The 16,655-nt window shown below is 59.9% G+C and carries 14 protein-coding genes and 1 pseudogene; 5 read left to right on the top strand and 10 right to left on the bottom strand.

What is annotated here, in order from left to right; translation table 11 throughout:
• Positions 1 to 329: 329 nt before the first annotated feature.
• The 6 genes from LFT47_RS09185 to LFT47_RS09160 form a co-directional block, all read right to left on the bottom strand.
• Positions 330 to 1,181, bottom strand: coding sequence for an ABC transporter ATP-binding protein (locus tag LFT47_RS09185; RefSeq protein WP_236818491.1), 852 nt, complete (start codon positions 1,179 to 1,181; stop codon positions 330 to 332).
• A gap of 14 nt (positions 1,182 to 1,195) precedes the next feature.
• Positions 1,196 to 2,080, bottom strand: a complete 885-nt coding sequence (locus LFT47_RS09180; protein ID WP_236817411.1) for an ABC transporter ATP-binding protein — start codon at positions 2,078 to 2,080, stop codon at positions 1,196 to 1,198.
• Positions 2,081 to 2,088: 8 nt separating this feature from the next.
• Positions 2,089 to 2,988, bottom strand: coding sequence for an ABC transporter permease (locus LFT47_RS09175; RefSeq protein ID WP_236817409.1), 900 nt, complete (start codon positions 2,986 to 2,988; stop codon positions 2,089 to 2,091).
• Between the two features lie 69 nt (positions 2,989 to 3,057).
• Complete coding sequence (locus LFT47_RS09170; RefSeq protein ID WP_236817407.1) at positions 3,058 to 4,044, bottom strand: ABC transporter permease; 987 nt, start codon at positions 4,042 to 4,044, stop codon at positions 3,058 to 3,060.
• 7 nt (positions 4,045 to 4,051) lie between these two features.
• On the bottom strand, positions 4,052 to 5,140 hold the full coding sequence (locus LFT47_RS09165) for an LLM class flavin-dependent oxidoreductase (RefSeq protein WP_236817424.1): 1,089 nt from the start codon (positions 5,138 to 5,140) through the stop codon (positions 4,052 to 4,054).
• A gap of 2 nt (positions 5,141 to 5,142) precedes the next feature.
• A complete protein-coding gene (locus LFT47_RS09160; protein ID WP_236817403.1) occupies positions 5,143 to 6,438 on the bottom strand; it encodes an LLM class flavin-dependent oxidoreductase in 1,296 nt (431 codons plus the stop codon).
• 173 nt (positions 6,439 to 6,611) lie between these two features.
• On the opposite strand from LFT47_RS09160, the gene LFT47_RS09155 reads away from it, so the two are divergent.
• The 5 genes and pseudogenes from LFT47_RS09155 (at position 6,612) to LFT47_RS21365 (ending at position 10,611) form a co-directional block, all read left to right on the top strand.
• Positions 6,612 to 6,935, top strand: a complete 324-nt coding sequence (locus LFT47_RS09155) for a carboxymuconolactone decarboxylase family protein (RefSeq protein ID WP_236817422.1) — start codon at positions 6,612 to 6,614, stop codon at positions 6,933 to 6,935.
• Positions 6,936 to 7,321: 386 nt separating this feature from the next.
• On the top strand, positions 7,322 to 8,032 hold the full coding sequence (locus LFT47_RS21480; RefSeq protein WP_442863448.1) for a GntR family transcriptional regulator: 711 nt from the start codon (positions 7,322 to 7,324) through the stop codon (positions 8,030 to 8,032).
• Positions 8,033 to 8,263: 231 nt separating this feature from the next.
• The gene (locus LFT47_RS09140) at positions 8,264 to 9,472 is read left to right on the top strand and encodes a flavin reductase (RefSeq protein ID WP_236817399.1); all 1,209 of its coding nucleotides are present in this window, start codon (positions 8,264 to 8,266) and stop codon (positions 9,470 to 9,472) included.
• Between the two features lie 326 nt (positions 9,473 to 9,798).
• Positions 9,799 to 10,011 (top strand): annotated as a pseudogene (locus LFT47_RS09135) (IS21 family transposase); the annotation flags it as partial.
• A 240-nt stretch (positions 10,012 to 10,251) separates the two neighbouring features.
• Complete coding sequence (locus tag LFT47_RS21365; protein WP_272909621.1) at positions 10,252 to 10,611, top strand: ATP-binding protein; 360 nt, start codon at positions 10,252 to 10,254, stop codon at positions 10,609 to 10,611.
• A gap of 712 nt (positions 10,612 to 11,323) precedes the next feature.
• Here the strand turns inward: LFT47_RS21365 and LFT47_RS09125 are convergent.
• From LFT47_RS09125 to LFT47_RS09110, 4 genes are all read right to left on the bottom strand, one after another.
• Complete coding sequence (locus tag LFT47_RS09125; protein ID WP_236817420.1) at positions 11,324 to 12,904, bottom strand: ABC transporter substrate-binding protein; 1,581 nt, start codon at positions 12,902 to 12,904, stop codon at positions 11,324 to 11,326.
• 348 nt (positions 12,905 to 13,252) lie between these two features.
• Positions 13,253 to 14,017 carry an SDR family NAD(P)-dependent oxidoreductase gene (locus LFT47_RS09120; protein WP_236818487.1) on the bottom strand — a complete coding sequence of 255 codons (765 nt, stop codon included), beginning with the start codon at positions 14,015 to 14,017 and terminating at the stop codon, positions 13,253 to 13,255.
• 244 nt (positions 14,018 to 14,261) lie between these two features.
• Entirely contained in the window at positions 14,262 to 15,023 is a 762-nt protein-coding gene (locus LFT47_RS09115) for an alpha/beta fold hydrolase (protein ID WP_236817418.1), read from the bottom strand.
• Positions 15,024 to 15,073: 50 nt separating this feature from the next.
• The gene (locus LFT47_RS09110) at positions 15,074 to 16,579 is read right to left on the bottom strand and encodes an aldehyde dehydrogenase (RefSeq protein ID WP_236817416.1); all 1,506 of its coding nucleotides are present in this window, start codon (positions 16,577 to 16,579) and stop codon (positions 15,074 to 15,076) included.
• Positions 16,580 to 16,655 lie beyond the last annotated feature (76 nt).

Genomic DNA, 16,655 nt, shown 5'->3' with positions numbered 1-16,655 from the left:
CGTTGCATTTGTCAGACTACCAGCGTTCGCAGCCAAATGGAATATTATGTGCGATTTGGTCGAGGCGGCGGTGACGCGGAACCGTTCAGAGCCGTAAGCCGTCACGGAAGTATCATCGGCGACACAAATTTCCAACAAGAAATTCATCGCGAGTGGCGGTGGTTCCTCAATGCGGGCCTTCGCACCGCATCAGTTGACGCCCTCACGGCGCCATCACCCATGTAGAGAGACATGACGAGCACAGTGGCCCGCACGACTTGAACACCACTCAGAAGTCTCATCCGAAGTCGAGAAGCCGCGCAGACGATCCGCTGGGCAAACCAATTGCGCTAGTGACCCACCGATAGGGCTGGAGGGCCTTGTTCGTGGTTGGTGTAGCGTTCTTGGAGGACGTCGTCGAGTTCGAGTCGGGCGTTGAGGAGTGATCGTGTGCAGTCGTGTTGGGGGTTGGTGAAGAGTTCGGCGGGTGTGGCTTCTTCCACGACGCGGCCGTTTTGCATGACGTAGACGTAGTCGGCGACTTTCTTCACGACGGTCAGGTCGTGGGTGATGAAGAGGTAGCCGATCCCGAGGCGTTTCTGGAGGTCGCACATGAGGGACAGGATTCCGGACTTCACTGACACGTCGAGGGCGGAGACGGCTTCGTCCGCGACGATGATCTTCGGACCGGGGATGAGCGCGCGTGCGATGAGGACGCGCTGGCGTTGGCCGCCGCTGAGTTCGTGTGGGTACCGGTCGAGGTAGGTTCCTGCGGGTGTCAGTCCGACCAGGCTGAGCGTTTCGCGGACCTTGGCGTCGATGTCGGAGCGGTTCGTGGCCACGCCGTGGAGCCTGGCCACTTCCGCCAGTGCCGTGCGTACTGTCTTGCGCGGGTTCAAGGATCCGGAAGGATCCTGGAGAACGGCCTGGACCGCGGAGCGGAACTTGAACTGCTCCTTTCGTGATGTGCCGGCGATGCTGACACCGCCGATGCTGACACGGCCTTCGTCGGGGGTGATCAGTCCGAGCATCATTCTTGCCAGGGTGCTCTTGCCGCTTCCGCTCTCTCCGACGATCGTGACGAAGTCCCCCGCGTTCACTGACACGTTTACGGAGTCCACGGCACGCACTTGCAGACCCGGCTTCCCGGGCCGTTGCTTCCGGCCGAATGTCTTCGTCAGGGATTCGGCCCTCAGACGCATCGTTTCCACTTCGGTCATTTCCTTGTCTCGTCTTTCTCGAACGAGAAGAGTGCATCGTCCGCGCTGGACAGACTCCGCACGCTTTTCAGCAGGCTCTGGGTGTAGTTCTCCTGAGGACGCGTGAACACGGAATAGGTATCACCGGACTCCACCACGCGACCGTTATACATGACATAGACGCGGTCGCACATCTTGGCGATGACGGCCAGATCATGCGAAATCATCAGCAACGAAGTACCAAGTTCATCCACGGAGCGCTTCAGCGTGGCCAACACCTTGGCCTGGACCGTGACGTCCAAGGCAGTGGTCGGCTCGTCCGCGATCACGAGCTCCGGGCCTTTGGCCAGGGCAATCGCTATCGACACCCGCTGCCTCATGCCGCCGCTGAGCTCGAACGGAAACTTCCGTGCGACGCCCGCCGGATCGGACAGGCCTGCCATTTCAAGGTACTCGAAGACTCTCTCGTTCGACAGCAACGGCCGCCCGCACTCGGCGACCTGACGGCCGATCCGCATGGTCGGGTTCAGCGAGCTCAATGGATCCTGGAAAATCATCGAGACCAGCTCGCGACGGACATTTCTCCACATTTTGGGTGAAGCGCCGACATACTCTTCATCACAGAACCGGATGGAACCCTCGACCACCACTCGCCCGGACTGCGGCAACAAGCCGGCGATGGCCCGGCCTGTCACCGATTTACCGGAACCGGACTCCCCGACAATACCCACACGTTCACCGCGGCCCACGGACAAGTCCACGGAATGGACTGCCCGCACTTCTGCTTTCGGACCAGACGGCAACCGCACGCCAAGACCACGGACCTCCAGCAGCGACTGCGAACCGTGGCCGTCACCGCGGACCACCGGGGCCTTCCCCGGCGCAATCTCAGAGTTCATCATCCTCGTACTCATTTCACTCGGCTGAGGGTGGGGTTGAGAGTGTCGTTCAGCAGATCGCCCAGGACGTTGGCAGCCAAGACAACCAAGAAAATCGCCAGGCCCGGGAACACGGTCAGCCACCATGCCGTCTGCATGAAGGACTGGGCTTCGTTCAACAGCGTCCCCCAGCTGGGCGTGTTCGCGTTCCCCAGACCCAGGAACGAAAGACCCGACTCGTAAAGGATCGCCCGCCCAACTGTCATCGTGGTCGCCACGAGCACCGGCGCGAAGGCGTTGGGCAACACATCAGAGACCAGGATCCGCAGCGGACTGAACCCGGCAGCCCTGGCAGATTCGACATATCCCAGTTCACTGAGCTTCATGGTTTCGACCCGGACCAGACGGGCAACTCCGGGCCACATCGTGATGCTCAGGATCACGATCACAACCGGCATGCTGCTTCCCAGCAACGCCGTCGCCACAAGAGCCAGCACCAGGCCAGGAACCACCTGGAAGAACTCCGAAACCCTCATCAGTGCCGAGTCCAGGGCACCGCCAAAGAAGCCGGCAAGACCACCGAACGCAATCCCCAACGTCAGGCACAACAACCCTACAGCGACCCCGACCACGAGACTGATCTGCCCACCGACCAGGACCCGGGCAAAAACGTCGCGCCCCAGCGAGTCAGTGCCCATCAAATGAGACGCATTCGGCGCCAGCAACACACCGAACTTGGGCTCACTGGGCGACAAAGCGAAATACGGGCCAATGAACGAAGCCAAAGCGATAACAACAAGAAGTCCGCAGAAGCCGACAGCCGCAGGTCTGGAGAAAAACCGCCCCGCGAGGGAACGCCTTCCCGAAACCCGAGTCGCGCCGTCGGCCGCAACCATAGAAGAACCATTCACGCCGATCAATTCCTTACTCATGCCGACCCCGATACCAGCCGCCCGAACGCGCCGCGTCCCACGCAGAAGAAGACCGCACTGCACCCTGCATCACGCACCACTCATCTGTCGACGCATCCGTGCCCGGACCCGCGGATCCACAAGACCGTAAACAACATCAGTCAAAATGTTCACGACAACCACCGTTATCGCCACCACGAGAAGAATCCCAAGCACCACCATGTTCTCGCTGCGCTTGATGGACTCGTACATCAAAAGCCCCATCCCCGGCCAGCCGAAAACACTCTCAACCAGCACCGCGCCCGCCAACGCATGGCCAAGGTTGTAACCAATGACACTGACCATCGGCAACATCGAATTCAACAGACCATGCCGGCGCAGAACCTGATTCGGCGTCAGGCCCTTCGACCTGGCCGTATCGATATATTCCTGCCCCAGCACATCGATCATGCTCGACCGCATGATCCGCAGGAAGAACGCCAGCTCACCGAACGCCAGAGTGAGAACCGGAAGGACCATATGGCTCAAGGAAACCCCGTCCGAACCGAAATCCGACATCCCCTGCGCCGGCAACCACCCAAGCTGCACCGAAAACAAGAGAACCAGCATCAAAGCCAACCAAAAGACCGGCAATGAAAACAACGCAATAGCGCTATACGACAACGCCGCGTCCAACCGCCTCGACCTCGTCCGGGCAGCCAAAGCACCAAGCACAATCCCGCCCACAGCCGAAAGAACCAACGAGGGAATCGTCAACAGCAAGGTATTACCCAACCGCCCCCAAATAATCGACAGAACCGGCTCATTATTCGCATAAGAGAAACCCAGGTTCCCCGACAACACATTCTGCACATACGTGAAGAACCGCACATAAACAGGCTGGTCCAGACCAAAAGTGCTCGTCAGAACAGCACGATACTCATCCGTCACCGGCATATCACCCACCAGACCCTGAATAGGATCCCCAGGCGCCAACTGCAGCAAAACAAACATCGCCACAACCACAGCAAAAATGAGCAACAACGACGAACCCAACAAACGAAGATAATGGAGAATCAAATGTTTCAACAGTGTCATCCCAACACTAGAGGCGGCCGCGGAGTGTTTCTCTGAGTGAGCGGTTGGTGTGTGGTGTGGTGTGTATGCGGCCGCGGCGGCGGAGGGTGGCCAGGACGCGGTTGCAGATGACGCTGACTTCGGAGAGTGGCCAGGTGCCGAGAATGACGATGCCGTCGGCGCCTGAGGTGTCGTGGAGTTCTTCGAGGTCGGTGGCGATGGTGTTGGTAGGGCCGGTGAGGTGGACCGAGGGGGTGCCTACCGGCGGCCATGAGCGCTGCGGTCCGCGGTTCTGGAGGGCCGGGAGCAGATCGGGTGTTTCGGCGACTTGGATACTGACCGCGAGGTAGACCTTGACGTCGTCCGGGTCGCGTCCGGCCTCGGATGCGGTGTTTTTGATCTCGTTGCGCACGCGGCGGAATTCTTCGGGCCCGTCGGCGGTGACCAGCACGACTTCGGCGTGCCGGCTGACGAAGTCGGTCTCATCCGTGGAGGACATGGCGCTGACGAGCGGGGGTGTTCCCTGCCGGGAGGGCACGGTGTTCAGCGGGCCACGGACCCGGAAGTGCTCCCCGACGTGGTCGATTGTCCTGACTTTCGCGGGGTCTGCAAAGGTGCCCCGGGTGCGGTCTTGGACGAGCGCGTCCGGTTCCCAGGAGCCCCATAGTTCCTTGCAGACCTGGGCGTATTCGTTTGCGACTGAGAGCGGCTGGGCTGTTGCCTTGCTGCCATCGCGGCTTGGACTGCTGCCGTAGGAGCCGTCGATGTCGGTCGCGACGGCCCATCCGACGCGGCCTTGTGTCATGTGGTCCAGGGTCGTCAGTAGCCTGGCCATCATGAACGGCGGGTAGTCGGTCATTGCCAGTGCCGGGACAATGCCGAGCGAGGATGTCTCCGCTGCGATCAGGGGCACCAGGACACTGGGGTTCAGGGTGGGCCGCACGGTCTCTGCCAGTACCAGGAACTCCACACCTGCCCGCTCGATCATTTGTGCGCGGCTGATGTACTCGTCGGGATCGCACCACGGCGGTGCCTGCCCTGCTGCCCTCGCGCCGGCACTTCCTACGGGCTCTCCGATTTCTGCCAACCATCCAATGTGCATCTGCTTATCCGTCACTGTTATCGCCTCGATCCGGCGGTCTCGATGCCGCGGGAAATGTCTTCACTGAAATAGGGGTCTGCCATGTTCTCCCGGAATGTCGGATACCGGTAGCCCTTGCGGGTTAGCCCCCGCGACTGCAGGACGGGAACCAACTGGTCTACGAGCGGCACCACGACCGAGGGAACCATCGTGCCGCGGATCGCGAAGCCGTCACCGCCGACCTCCTCCATCACAGCCTCCAGCTCGTCGGCGATCTGCTCCGGGGTCCCCTGCACAAGGTGGGTGTCCTTCATGATTTCGGACATCGCGATCTCCCGGAGTGTGGGGGCACCCTTCTCGGTGTGCTGCTGGAGCACACCATCAGAACCGGCGATCTTCAGGTCCGCGGGCAGGGGTTCGTCGATCGGAAGACGCGAAACGTCGTAGCCGATCCTTGAGGAAAAGTTCGCCAGGCCCGTCTCCAGGTTGCTCGTCGGCAGGGCCAGTTCCTCGGCCCGCATTGCCTCGGCCTCCTCGACCGAGCCCGCAATATAGGGACGAATGGTGAAGAAGATCTTGCACGAGTCAGGATCCCGGCCGATAGAGGACATACGCGCCCGCATGTCGTCCCGGAAGTCCTTCATCGCCGCCGGCGAATTCCGGTGCGAGATGATCATGTCGGCGTGCTTGGCCGCGAACTCACGGCCCCGCTCGGATCCGCCCGCCTGCATGATCACCGGACGCCCCTGCGGCATCGGGGGAAGATGGAGCCGGTCCGCAGACCCGGGCAACCCCTCCCCGCCGGCCCACGCCTCTTTGGCCTCGGCCCAGATCCTGTCGGCAAGGTCCACGAACTCGTCCGCCATATCGTAGCGTTCGTCCTTGCTGAGCAGGTCGTCCACGCCAAAGTTCTTCGCGACCTCCTTGCCCATGGACGTCACGATATTCCAGCCCAGCCGGCCCTTCATCACGTGATCCAGCGAACTGGCAACCTGCGCGAGAAGTTTCGGCGGGAACAGCGTCGTGGACATTGTGGCAACCAGCCCGATCCGCTGGGTCGCCTGAGACATCGCCGCGATCAGGGGAAGAGGGTCATCATGGATGGACTCCCCGATCCCGTTCTTGACATACACATCAGGCTTGCCCTGGAAGACGTTACTGACAGAGAGCGTGTCAGCGAACATCACAGCCTCAAACCCTCCCCGCTCCAGCAGCCGCGTCATCTCGCGGTACCGCTCCGGACGCGTCCAGTCATAGCCGTTCTCCGCATCCAGCCGGTCCCAGAACCGAGGCGTATACGAAGTAAAAAAGATCAGTCGAAACGGATTCGCCATGCTCTTGAGGTGCCTTCCACTAACCTGCCGGAATAGTCTTAAATATATAATGTAGCAATGTTAGTCACATCACAACCCCGCATTCACCTTTCATATATTATGCAGTAATCTGTTGGTGGATGACAGGAACACGGCACCAACACCCAGACACGACCACCCCGCGGAGGCCCCTGATGGAACCCGAAAAACACGTCGCGCCCTACGCACACCTCGCACCCAAAATGGCCCAGCTGTCCTCCGACGTGCTCTACGGCGACGTCTGGGAACGAACCGACCTGAGCAAGCGAGACCGCAGCCTCATCACGGTCGCCGCCCTCGTCGCGACCTGCCGGCCCGAGCAAACCGGCTTCCACATGCAACGCGCCCTGCAAAACGGCGTCAAGGAAACAGAACTCGTGGAACTCATCACCCACCTCGCCTTCTACGCCGGATGGCCCAGCGCCGTCACAGCAATTGGCATCCTCCAGCAACTGCTGGACACCAACCAGCAAAAGTAGATGACCCTGGACAGCCGGGTAATAGCAATACAGAAGGCGACACGCAATGACACATTGGCAAAGAGGGCATAGGTCCAAAGATAGGAAGCCGCTGAGCCAGATTCTTGCCGAGCGGGAAAGTCGGCGAGTAGCGAGCATCGTTGCCGCTGTGGAGGCCGTCAAGTCCTCCCAAGATCCCTCAAACATTTCGTATGAGTCGATCGCGGACCTCACAGGTTTACCGCTTGGTTTCCTGCGGTGGAAGTATCCGACGATTGATTCACTTACCTCGGTAACGGTGCCATGATTCGCTACCTTGGGTTCTTTTAAACTAAGGATGCCTGGGGTCACCGCGCGGAGTTCAAAATCGAGTAATATATGAAATATTGGATTCGCCCAGAACGGAGATGGACATGGCTTCGCAGTCCTCGTTGACCGCCACCAACAGCCCCCGCAGGCAGCAGCTTCCCGAGGAGGTGGCTGCTCACATACGGACGCTAATCTTCTCAGGCGCCGTTCGGCCGGGAGACTATCTGCGGCTAGAACGAATCGCGGAAGAAGTGGGAGTGAGCACGACCCCGGTTCGCGAGGGTTTGCGAGCACTTGAGAGCGAAGGCTATGTCGAACTGGTACCCCGGCGAGGATTTGTTGTGGCACCATTCAAGCAACAGGATGTCCGTGATCTCTTTTGGGTTCAGTCGCAATTCGCCGGTGAACTCGCGGCACGAGCGGCGCAAAACATAACCCCAGAGAATCTCGCGCGTCTGCAAGAGAATGTTGACGATTACTTCCGCGCCTTGGCTATCGGCGACGGGCCGACCGTTGTCCATCTCGGTCACCAATTTCACAGGGAAATCAACTTGGCTGCAGATTCCCCGCGACTAGCTGCCCTCCTTGGAACTGTAGTCAAGAACCTCCCGAATGCCTTCTATGCGACGCTCGAAGGCTCTGTCGAGAGTGCAGGGGATTTCCATGCTGAACTCCTTGCGGCCTTGGTGGTGGGCGACGATAAGACAGTCAGGTCAGTCATGGAGCAGCACATTTTGAGCGGCGCAGATCGGCTGATTGCGATGCTAGAGGAGAACGGACTGTGGGCTCCCGTGGAGACGAGCGCCTAATAGGGGCGCGGCGCATGGTGAACTCACAAGCGGGCTGCCGTCCGTTGGGCTAGGACTCTTACACGCGAGGCCTCGTGTGGGTGGTGGGCCGGTTGCGTGGTGTTTGCCCGGATTTCGGCTCTCCCCCGCGATTGCGTGGGCCTGTCAGGCCAGGGGCGAGGGACTTTCGTCCCCTGTTCTTGACCCGCCGGCCACACGCACCGGACCAAAACCCAATTGGAGGAAATGATTATGAGCGGCGCAGAAGTCCAAGCCGGGTTCGATCCCCGCGCCTTCCGGAATGTCCTGGGACATTTCCCAACCGGAGTGGTGGTCATTACAGCCATCTCCGAAGACAACGAACCCGTCGGCATGGCCGTGGGCTCATTCACCTCCGTCTCGCTGGACCCGCCCCTGGTGGCCTTCCTCCCGGACAAGTCCTCCTCCACCTTCCCGAAAATCCAGCAGGCCGGAAGCTTTTGCGTCAATGTCCTGGCGACCTCCCAGGAATCAGTCTGCAGAGCCTTCGCGGCCAAGAACGCAGACCGTTTCACCGCCGTAGGATGGCGGCCATCAGAATCCGGCGCCCCGATACTGAACGGCGTTGTGGCATGGATCGAGTGTTCCATCGAATCAATCCATGAAGCCGGCGACCACTTCATCGTGGTTGGCGCCGTGAAAAACCTCGCCGTTGAAAACCCCTCGCTGCCCCTGCTGTTCTTCCAGGGAGGCTACGGCGGGTTCGCACCCGAAGCACTCGTCATGGGAGCCAACCCCCAGCTCATGGAACAGCTCCAGCTCGCGGACCGCGCAAGGGCGCATCTGGACGGACTGGCCGATGACCTCGGCGTCGGGACGACCGCACTCGCTGTTGCCGGCGATCACCAGTACATCGTCGCTTCCGCCCAACCGCAGGATTCCGGCCGACTCCCGCGCCGCGTCGGGCGCCGACTGCCGTTCCAGCCACCATGGGGAACGATTTTCCTCGCCTGGGCAGAGCAGCAGCAGCGCGAGAGCTGGTACGCCAAGGAAGGCATCAAAGCCGGAGACGAACGCTTTGAAATGCTCGAAACCGAAATGGCACTCATCCGAGACAAGGGCTTCGCCATCACACTGCGCTCCGCCCAGGAACCCTCCCACGAGGCCGTGCTGGATGAAATCGAAAACCATGGCCCCACCCCCGCCCTCGAACGCCAGCTGATAGCCTCCGCCAAGAGCGTCGAGAACTTCACCGCCCTGGCCCAACTCAACGAAGGAACAGCGGCCCAGGTCCAGCGCATCCGAGTCCCCGTGTTCACCGCCGACGGCGACGTCGCACTCGTGCTCTCCCTTTCCGACCTCCCCGCCGACATGACCCTGGACACCATCCACACCTACGTCGACCGTGCCAAGAACGTCTCTTCTGCCATATCAACATCCATCACAAACCACCACCGAGCCACCCCACAACACACCCACTAACCACAACACCAGACACCTCCGCCCTTCAGATTGATGCCCGCGAGAAGGCGGCCCCGAGCAGTGAAGAACGGGAAGAGATCAATCGCCTGCGCACCGAAATGCGTAACCCGAAGGAATCCAACGAGATCCTGAAACAGGCCTCGATCTTCTTCGCGATGGAGCTCGACCCTCGCCGCCCCTGACCTACCGTTTCATCTATGAGATGAGCTGGAGGCGGTGCGGTCGAGTCGATCTGTGCCGCCCCACGCCATGCAGGTTGCCGCGCGGACTTATGTTAGCGGCCATGAAAAACTGCCCGTAGGCGGCCACGAAAATTCCCACTGACGGCGTGGCGGCTGGGCCACACCCGCGTCCATCGGCCGTGGATTACAGAGCCGGGGATCTGGTTGCAGTGCGACTTCGGCGACGGCCCCCGGGTCGGCGGAGTGAAGACCATGCTGTTCGTGGCCTGGCTGGCGTTCTCGAGATTCCGGATCGTGACGCCGCTGCGTGACCGCCCCGCGCCGAGCGTGTTCGCCGCCCTGGGCCGGTGCCTCCGGAGCCGGACGGGCCCGGTCCATACTCGCCACCCGCCGCAAAGCGTCAGGTTTCCCCACAGGCAAAACCCTCGACGTCTGGGACCCGACCGTCTCCTCCATCCCCGCTCCGACCCAGCGGGCCCTGCGCACCCTGGAATGTATCGGCCGCAGAGAGAATCTCGTCGTTTGCGGCCCTCCGGCACCTGAAAGTCGTGGTCCTCGAAGCCCTCGGCCAGCAAGCCGTCGAAGCCGGCATGCGGGTTGCCTGGGTTCAGGCTCGAGGACCTCGGCGCCCTGATCCGCGCCCACCGCACCGACGACAGCGTCACCCGGGCCGTCGCCAGGATCCTTCGCGCCGAACTGGTGGTGAACGATGACATCGGCCTCTTGCCCGTGGCCACCGACGCCGCCGAAGGCCTCTACCCGGTCGTGGACGCCTACGAAAGGCGCCCCGTCGCGATTTCCTCGAACCTTCACTTGGCGGCCTTTGACGAGCTCATCCCCAAAACCCTGGCCACGGCCACCGTAGACCGCCTCCTGCACCACGCCCACGTCTGCCAAACCAGCGGCGACTCCATCCGCCTCACCCAGGCCTCGTCGGAAAAGGAGGCACCCAACTGAACTAACAAACACGACGATGGCTAATCCCGCCGAACCAGAGTGGGCAAATCTGTTGGCCAACACCGGACAGTTTTGCTAACCACCAGCGGGCACATCTGGCTGTGAAACCTGGTTTGCTGTCCGCGGCTCCAAGCGCGCGACGGTTCAAGCCGTCCCCAGTATGGAACTTCGCCGGAACTCCATTGAAATACGAGCCACACCAGTCCACAACGCCCGCAGCAGCCTTGTGCAATCGGGACAGGACTTCAGCCTTTTTGCTCGTCACGCGGCATGAGCTCGTGCCGTGACGTCTGTTTGGGCGTGAATCTGAAGTGGAGTCCCCCACTGCGAGCGCCAAAGCAGCTTCAGCCAACAACGCGAACCAAAGGATGCTTCGGGCGATCTGCTTTCGCGTCGTATTGCCGGGCTGACCGAGACGTCAAACATGTCGGTAGCTGCCGTCAGGGCGTAGGCTCATCTCGCAAAACTGAGTGTTTCTCTGGGCGGCTGTGTGGAGCTACCTCCTTTAAAGAAGTGAGGTCGGGCAGTCATACCGTTCGGATGACTGCCCGACCTCACTTCGACGCTACGGCCCCATTTACACACCGTAGCTGCGCTGCAACACTTGGACCCGCGTGTTTGCTTGCCTCTGTCCGGGCATCGACGCTAGTAGCTTTTACATGGTGCGCCGGTGGTGGGGGCATCTATCGCTCTGCCCCCGCCAAGCCAGAACTTAGCGCGAACGAATAGTCGCCCAGGCTGTTGAACTGACCGCGTTGGCTGCGTCCATGTTGAACTTCTTGTCAACGACCGAGTAGCCATTCAATGACACTAGAGGCATGCTGGGCATCGTTTCCAGGATGCGCTTCTCAGCGATTGCGAAGTATTTGGCGCGTTCTGTCGGGTCAGTGACTTGCCCCGCCTTCGTAAAGGCATCGTCGATCACATTGTCGCAGGTGCCGGACGCATTCTTGTAGGGGACCTTGCCTGCGTTGCAGGTATAAAGGCGGGTGGTTCCGATGCTCGGATCCTCGAACGTAAAGAAGCCGTTCAACGACATGTCGAAGTCGCGCTTCGTGTAAGTCTTGTCTACCCAGACCTTCGAGTCGAGGGCCTCCAACTGAACAGTGATACCTACTGCCTTGAGGTTGGCTTGGATCAGGTTTGCGATGGCCGAGTACACCGCTTGGGTCGAATCAAACGCCAGGCGCAGAGTGAAACGGTTGCCGCTGCTGTCTGCCTTGTAGCCCGCCTGATCGAGAGCAGCCGCAGCTGCGCTCGAGGAATACGGCAGCTCCTTTGTGAAGTCAACAGAGCCATCGATCAGCTGACTGAAAGCCTTGGGAATCGGGCCACGGGCGGCGTCTCCTAAACCGAACAGTGCCTTGTCGACGATGGCCTGCTTGTCGATTGCTTGGTAGATCGCCCGCCGAACCTGCGGGTTGGACACGACCTCACGTTCGGTATTGAAGAAGACGGTTTCACTCCCCTTTCCACCCAAAACGTCTGGCAGATCGAACTTACTCTTATTGAGCTGTGCCTGCTGTGCCTTATCCACATATGCGCCGTACAGATAATCGATGTCACCACTTTGCAGGGCAAGCATGCGGGCGCTTGTATCAGGCATGACTTTGAAGATGATCTTGTTGACGTCACCCTTCTGCCCCCAATATCCGTCGTAGCGGGACAGAACTGCCTTATCGCCCGGCGTGAAACTATCGAGCTTGTACGGACCAGTGCCGATTGGCTTCATGTTGGCGGGGTCCGTGGCAATGTCCTTAGTAGTGAAAATGTGTTCTGGTATCATCCATGCACCAGCCAAGGCGCTAAGGAACGGTGCGTAGGGAGTTTTGAAGTTCACCACAACCGTCGTGGCGTCCGGTGTTTCGACTGAATTAATCTGCTTCGTAATCGGCGCCAGTTGAGCGCTCAGCGGCATTAGCTTTTCGAAGTCGAACTTCACGTCGGCCGAGGTAAACGGCTTGCCATCCTGGGATGTAATTCCATCCTGCAGCTTAAACGTGTACACGAGGCCATCAGCAGAGACGGTCCACGACTTTGCAAGGAGCGGCACGGGCTTGTAGTTGGCGTCCAACTGGGTCAGCCCCTCGTAAAATGTGCCGGAACCGATGATGACCGTCGAGGCCCCAGTACCGAGATACCGGTTGAAGTTAGGGGGATTGTCGCCAACGGCGCTAATTAGCGTCTTCTCGGCGGTGTTCGATCCGCCACTCGAACTGTTGCTGCATCCCGAGAGGGCAAGGGCACCAACGACCACCCCCACAGCCAACCATTTCATAGAACGTCTGCGCATGCGCGAATTCTCCTTTATCACGACTTGGCCCCAGGCGGGCTTTGCTAATACTATATATAAAATGTGATGTGGTCAACGGTTTGGTCGCCGCCTCCCTGCGGCGAAAAGCCGCCGGGATCGCAACAGCCCAAGGTGTAACCACAGCCACCGTGATCCGGGCGAGACTCAGCCCTGAACGCTTCCGCGCAGCGGGCATACCGCTCTGCCTACGTTCGGAGTCCCTATCGGGGTCTATTACGGCAGGCAGGCACCAGCGATTTCAATGCATATCGACGTGCCCAGAGGCGCGGATGCAAATGGCCGGCATGCCCTCACTTATTCAAAGATGCGCTCAACCTCAATTGAGGCTCAAAACCCACCGTCGACTCGTATAGTCCTTCCGGTGACGAACCGGCTCATGTCGCTCGCGAGGAACACTGCGACAGGACCAAAGTCGCGATCGGCGTCGCCGAACTTCCCACCGAGAGGAATCAAGCGGGCGTTCAGAGCGTCTGAAGCATCCCGCTCTTCCTGCGTCTGGCGGGCTCTGACTTCTTCATGCAGCGGTGTCACAATTGCGGGGGTGACAACGTTGGCAGTGATGCCATATTGCCCCCACTCGCGCGCGATGCCCCGCGTCCATGACTCCAGCGCCCCCTTGGCTGAGGCGTACAAGGCGTTACCGCTATTCTGAAGCACGAGTTGTCCGCGCTCAGAGGCGCCAGAACCACAATTGATTATGCGCCCGCCTTTGTCCTTCAGGTGACGAAAGGCCGCTTGGTTGACGAAAACTGTGCCCAAAACGTGGATCGAAAACGTACGTTGCCATTGTTCGACTGTCATTTCATGCGCCAGGACTCGCTCGTTATTGCCCGCGGTATCCATGGCTCCGTCCAGACCCCCCATCCACGCCACGGCCTCATCGACAGCGTTGTCAACGCTCTCCTTAGAAGCCACGTCGCACTGGAAGAATTTCGCCGCATCGCCCAGTTTTTCTGCTTGCTCAATGCCTGCAGCGACATTGATGTCGAGGATTGCCACGCGAGCTCCCTCCCGGGCAAATGCTCGCACGGCTCCCGCCCCAACGCCGGTTGATCCGCCCGCCACTACAAACTTCCGACCCTCAAGCAACATGTCAGAAAACCCTCTCGATTGAATGATGGGCACCACTTGGATGTGTTGCCCTCGCCATGCCTTCTTGCGTTGATCGCGTACGCCCCAACGATCTTGCCGACAGGATGAACCGAGGCCAGCGGGATCCGATTCACACTGTCAACAAATATTATATTTTTAACTTTGATATAACACGGGAATTATGAGAGCGCAGGGTCCCCACCCGCCACTCACGAGCAGAGACTGGGCTGCCGCGAGGTACTGTTCAGGCGCAGTCGATCAGGATCCCAGCGAGCCTCTCCGGTCGGTCAACCATGACGTCATGGCCACACGGGACGTCATATCTAACCCAGCCCGGCGTAGCCTCGAATTTCTTCGCGAACCCTTCGAGCACGGGGTGCTTGTTTGCAAAGCCCTCGGGAACAGGGTGCTTCCATTCGCTTGCCCAGACGTATGCTTTCTTGGGAACGGCTTCTCGTGCACCAGTTAAAGTGATCCGGTCTTCCCAGTGGCTGATCGGGTGCGGACTCATCTTGGAATCGACCCATGCCCGGTTCTCCGCAGTCTGGATTCCAAAGTACTCGGCCTGGGGCGGAGTGTGGCCCCAACGGCCCTCCGCTCGGAGGCGCGTGAGCACCTCCCCAGTAGCGTCCGGAGCTTGCTCAAGAATGCTGTCGCCGTTTTCCGGCATGACAGCATCGACGAATACTATCGAAGCCAGTCGGGGAAGCACCCTTTCTGCCACACCGGAGATCACCCAGCCACCGTACGAATGGCCAACAAGGACCACGTCATCCAAGTCTTCGTATTCGATCACGTTAACGACATCACTAATATGCGTTTCCACATGAATATCCGGACCCAGCAGATGCGATCTGTCTCCGAGTCCCGTCAGAGAAGGCGTAAAGACACGATGCCCCAGCGCGGTAAGCCGATCACGGACGGGACCCCAACACCAGCCACCATGAAAGGCCCCATGGACGAGAACGAAGTTGCGCGGCGCCAGGATCCTCGGCTCCTCCGCCACAGAGTCAAGCTCGGATCCGCTTTGGTGAAGATTAGCGTCTACGGGGTCATTCACACTACATCTGCCTTTCTATCGGTAACGGCTGACGCACGATCCTCGAGCACAGTAGCGAAACCACTCGGAAGGCCAATGGATCGGATCTCCACATACGGGTCAATCCCTTCGGGTCCAGCCTCTCGCCCGATGCCACTAGCCTTGAAGCCGCCCATTGGCGCTCTGAGTCCTGCCGGGCTGCCGTTGAGCTCGACAGTCCCCGTTCGAAGCTTGCTGGCGACAGACAATCCATGGTCAAGATCCGATGTGAACACTGCGCCGTTGAGTCCGTAGATCGAATCGTTGGCGATCGATATCGCTTCTTCCACCGAAACGTACGGGATTACCGAGAGCACCGGGCCGAAGATCTCCTCCTGTGCGATGCTCATGTCCGGGCGGACGTCGGCGAAGATGGTGGGCTCGACATACCAACCGAGAGCGGAGTCTCGTGGTCGACCTCCGACCACCGCCCGGGCACCTTCGGCAATCCCGGCTTCGATGTATCGCTCGATGTTCCCCCTCTGGCGTTCGCTGACCATTGGACCAATTTGTGTGGCTGGGTCCTGCGGGTCACCAACTGGCATCGAGGCCACCAGCGCAGCGAGACGTTCGAGGAGCTCCTGCTCACGGTGCCGCGACACCACCAGTCGTGTCTTGAGGCTGCACACCTGACCGCTATTGCGAAGCGACGCAAATCGAAGCGATTCCACAGTCATTTCCAGGTCGGCATCATCCAAGATGATTGCTGCCGATTTGCCGCCGAGTTCCAGAGTGACCCGCTTCAGGTTTTGACCGCAGAGAGACGCGATCCGTCGACCGGCGAGGGTCGATCCCGTGAAGGACACCTTGTCGACTCCGGGGTGAGTCACGAGACTCTCGCTGACCTCGCGATCGGCGGGAATTATGTTCACTACGCCTGACGGGAGACCTGCCTCTTGCAGCAACTCGGCAAGCAGGTAGGCGTCAAGCGGGGTTTCTGGAGCAGGTTTGATAACCATGGTGCAACCTGCCAGGAGCGCCGGCACGAGCTTCTGCATAATGATGCTCTGAGGGACGTTCCAAGGAACAATCGCTGCGACTACCCCCACGGGCTCCCTCGTGACGAGGGCCGCACCATTCGCCGAGCGGCGAATGGCCGAAAACGGATACTCGCGAACGACCTCCAAGAATGTATCGAGGACCATCAACGGCGTCGTCGCCTGAATCGTGCGTGACAGCGTGATTGGGCAGCCCATTTCGCTGGTGATTAGCTCGGCGAAAGTCTCGCGCTGTAGGGCGTAAATGGCCCTAAACCGCTCAAGTACCGCAACTCGATCCTCCAGTGGGAGTCGTGGCCACGGTCCACGGTCGAATGCATCGCGGGCTGCGGCCACTGCCCTATTCATGTCCTCGTGGGAAGAAGAAGGAACGGAGGCGATTACCTCTTCCGTTGCAGGCGAAACCACCGCAATCTTCTCCGACGAGGTCGGTGACACCCACGCACCGCCGATAAATAGCTGGTCGTACCTACCGCTCCAGGTCATGTCTCATCCCTGTCATTCATTGATATTCCCTGCTCTGAGTGCCTCATCCCGAATCTCTGTTCCAGCTCGAGTCGTC

It is taken from the genome of Arthrobacter sp. FW306-2-2C-D06B (assembly GCF_021789175.1).
Lineage (GTDB): Bacteria > Actinomycetota > Actinomycetes > Actinomycetales > Micrococcaceae > Arthrobacter.
This window is presented reverse-complemented; position numbering and strand designations above follow the sequence as displayed.

What these genes read in the sequence shown, in the direction of transcription:
- LFT47_RS09125 (WP_236817420.1), bottom strand. Translation starts at nt 12,904, where the DNA reads ATGCGCAGACGTTCTATGAAATGGTTGGCTGTGGGGGTGGTCGTTGGT.
- LFT47_RS09160 (WP_236817403.1), bottom strand. Translation starts at nt 6,438, where the DNA reads ATGGCGAATCCGTTTCGACTGATCTTTTTTACTTCGTATACGCCTCGG.
- LFT47_RS09120 (WP_236818487.1), bottom strand. Translation starts at nt 14,017, where the DNA reads ATGTTGCTTGAGGGTCGGAAGTTTGTAGTGGCGGGCGGATCAACCGGC.
- LFT47_RS09170 (WP_236817407.1), bottom strand. Translation starts at nt 4,044, where the DNA reads ATGACACTGTTGAAACATTTGATTCTCCATTATCTTCGTTTGTTGGGT.
- LFT47_RS09185 (WP_236818491.1), bottom strand. Translation starts at nt 1,181, where the DNA reads ATGCGTCTGAGGGCCGAATCCCTGACGAAGACATTCGGCCGGAAGCAA.
- LFT47_RS09110 (WP_236817416.1), bottom strand. Translation starts at nt 16,579, where the DNA reads ATGACCTGGAGCGGTAGGTACGACCAGCTATTTATCGGCGGTGCGTGG.
- LFT47_RS09155 (WP_236817422.1), top strand. Translation starts at nt 6,612, where the DNA reads ATGGAACCCGAAAAACACGTCGCGCCCTACGCACACCTCGCACCCAAA.
- LFT47_RS09175 (WP_236817409.1), bottom strand. Translation starts at nt 2,988, where the DNA reads ATGAGTAAGGAATTGATCGGCGTGAATGGTTCTTCTATGGTTGCGGCC.
- LFT47_RS09180 (WP_236817411.1), bottom strand. Translation starts at nt 2,080, where the DNA reads ATGATGAACTCTGAGATTGCGCCGGGGAAGGCCCCGGTGGTCCGCGGT.
- LFT47_RS09140 (WP_236817399.1), top strand. Translation starts at nt 8,264, where the DNA reads ATGAGCGGCGCAGAAGTCCAAGCCGGGTTCGATCCCCGCGCCTTCCGG.
- LFT47_RS21480 (WP_442863448.1), top strand. Translation starts at nt 7,322, where the DNA reads ATGGACATGGCTTCGCAGTCCTCGTTGACCGCCACCAACAGCCCCCGC.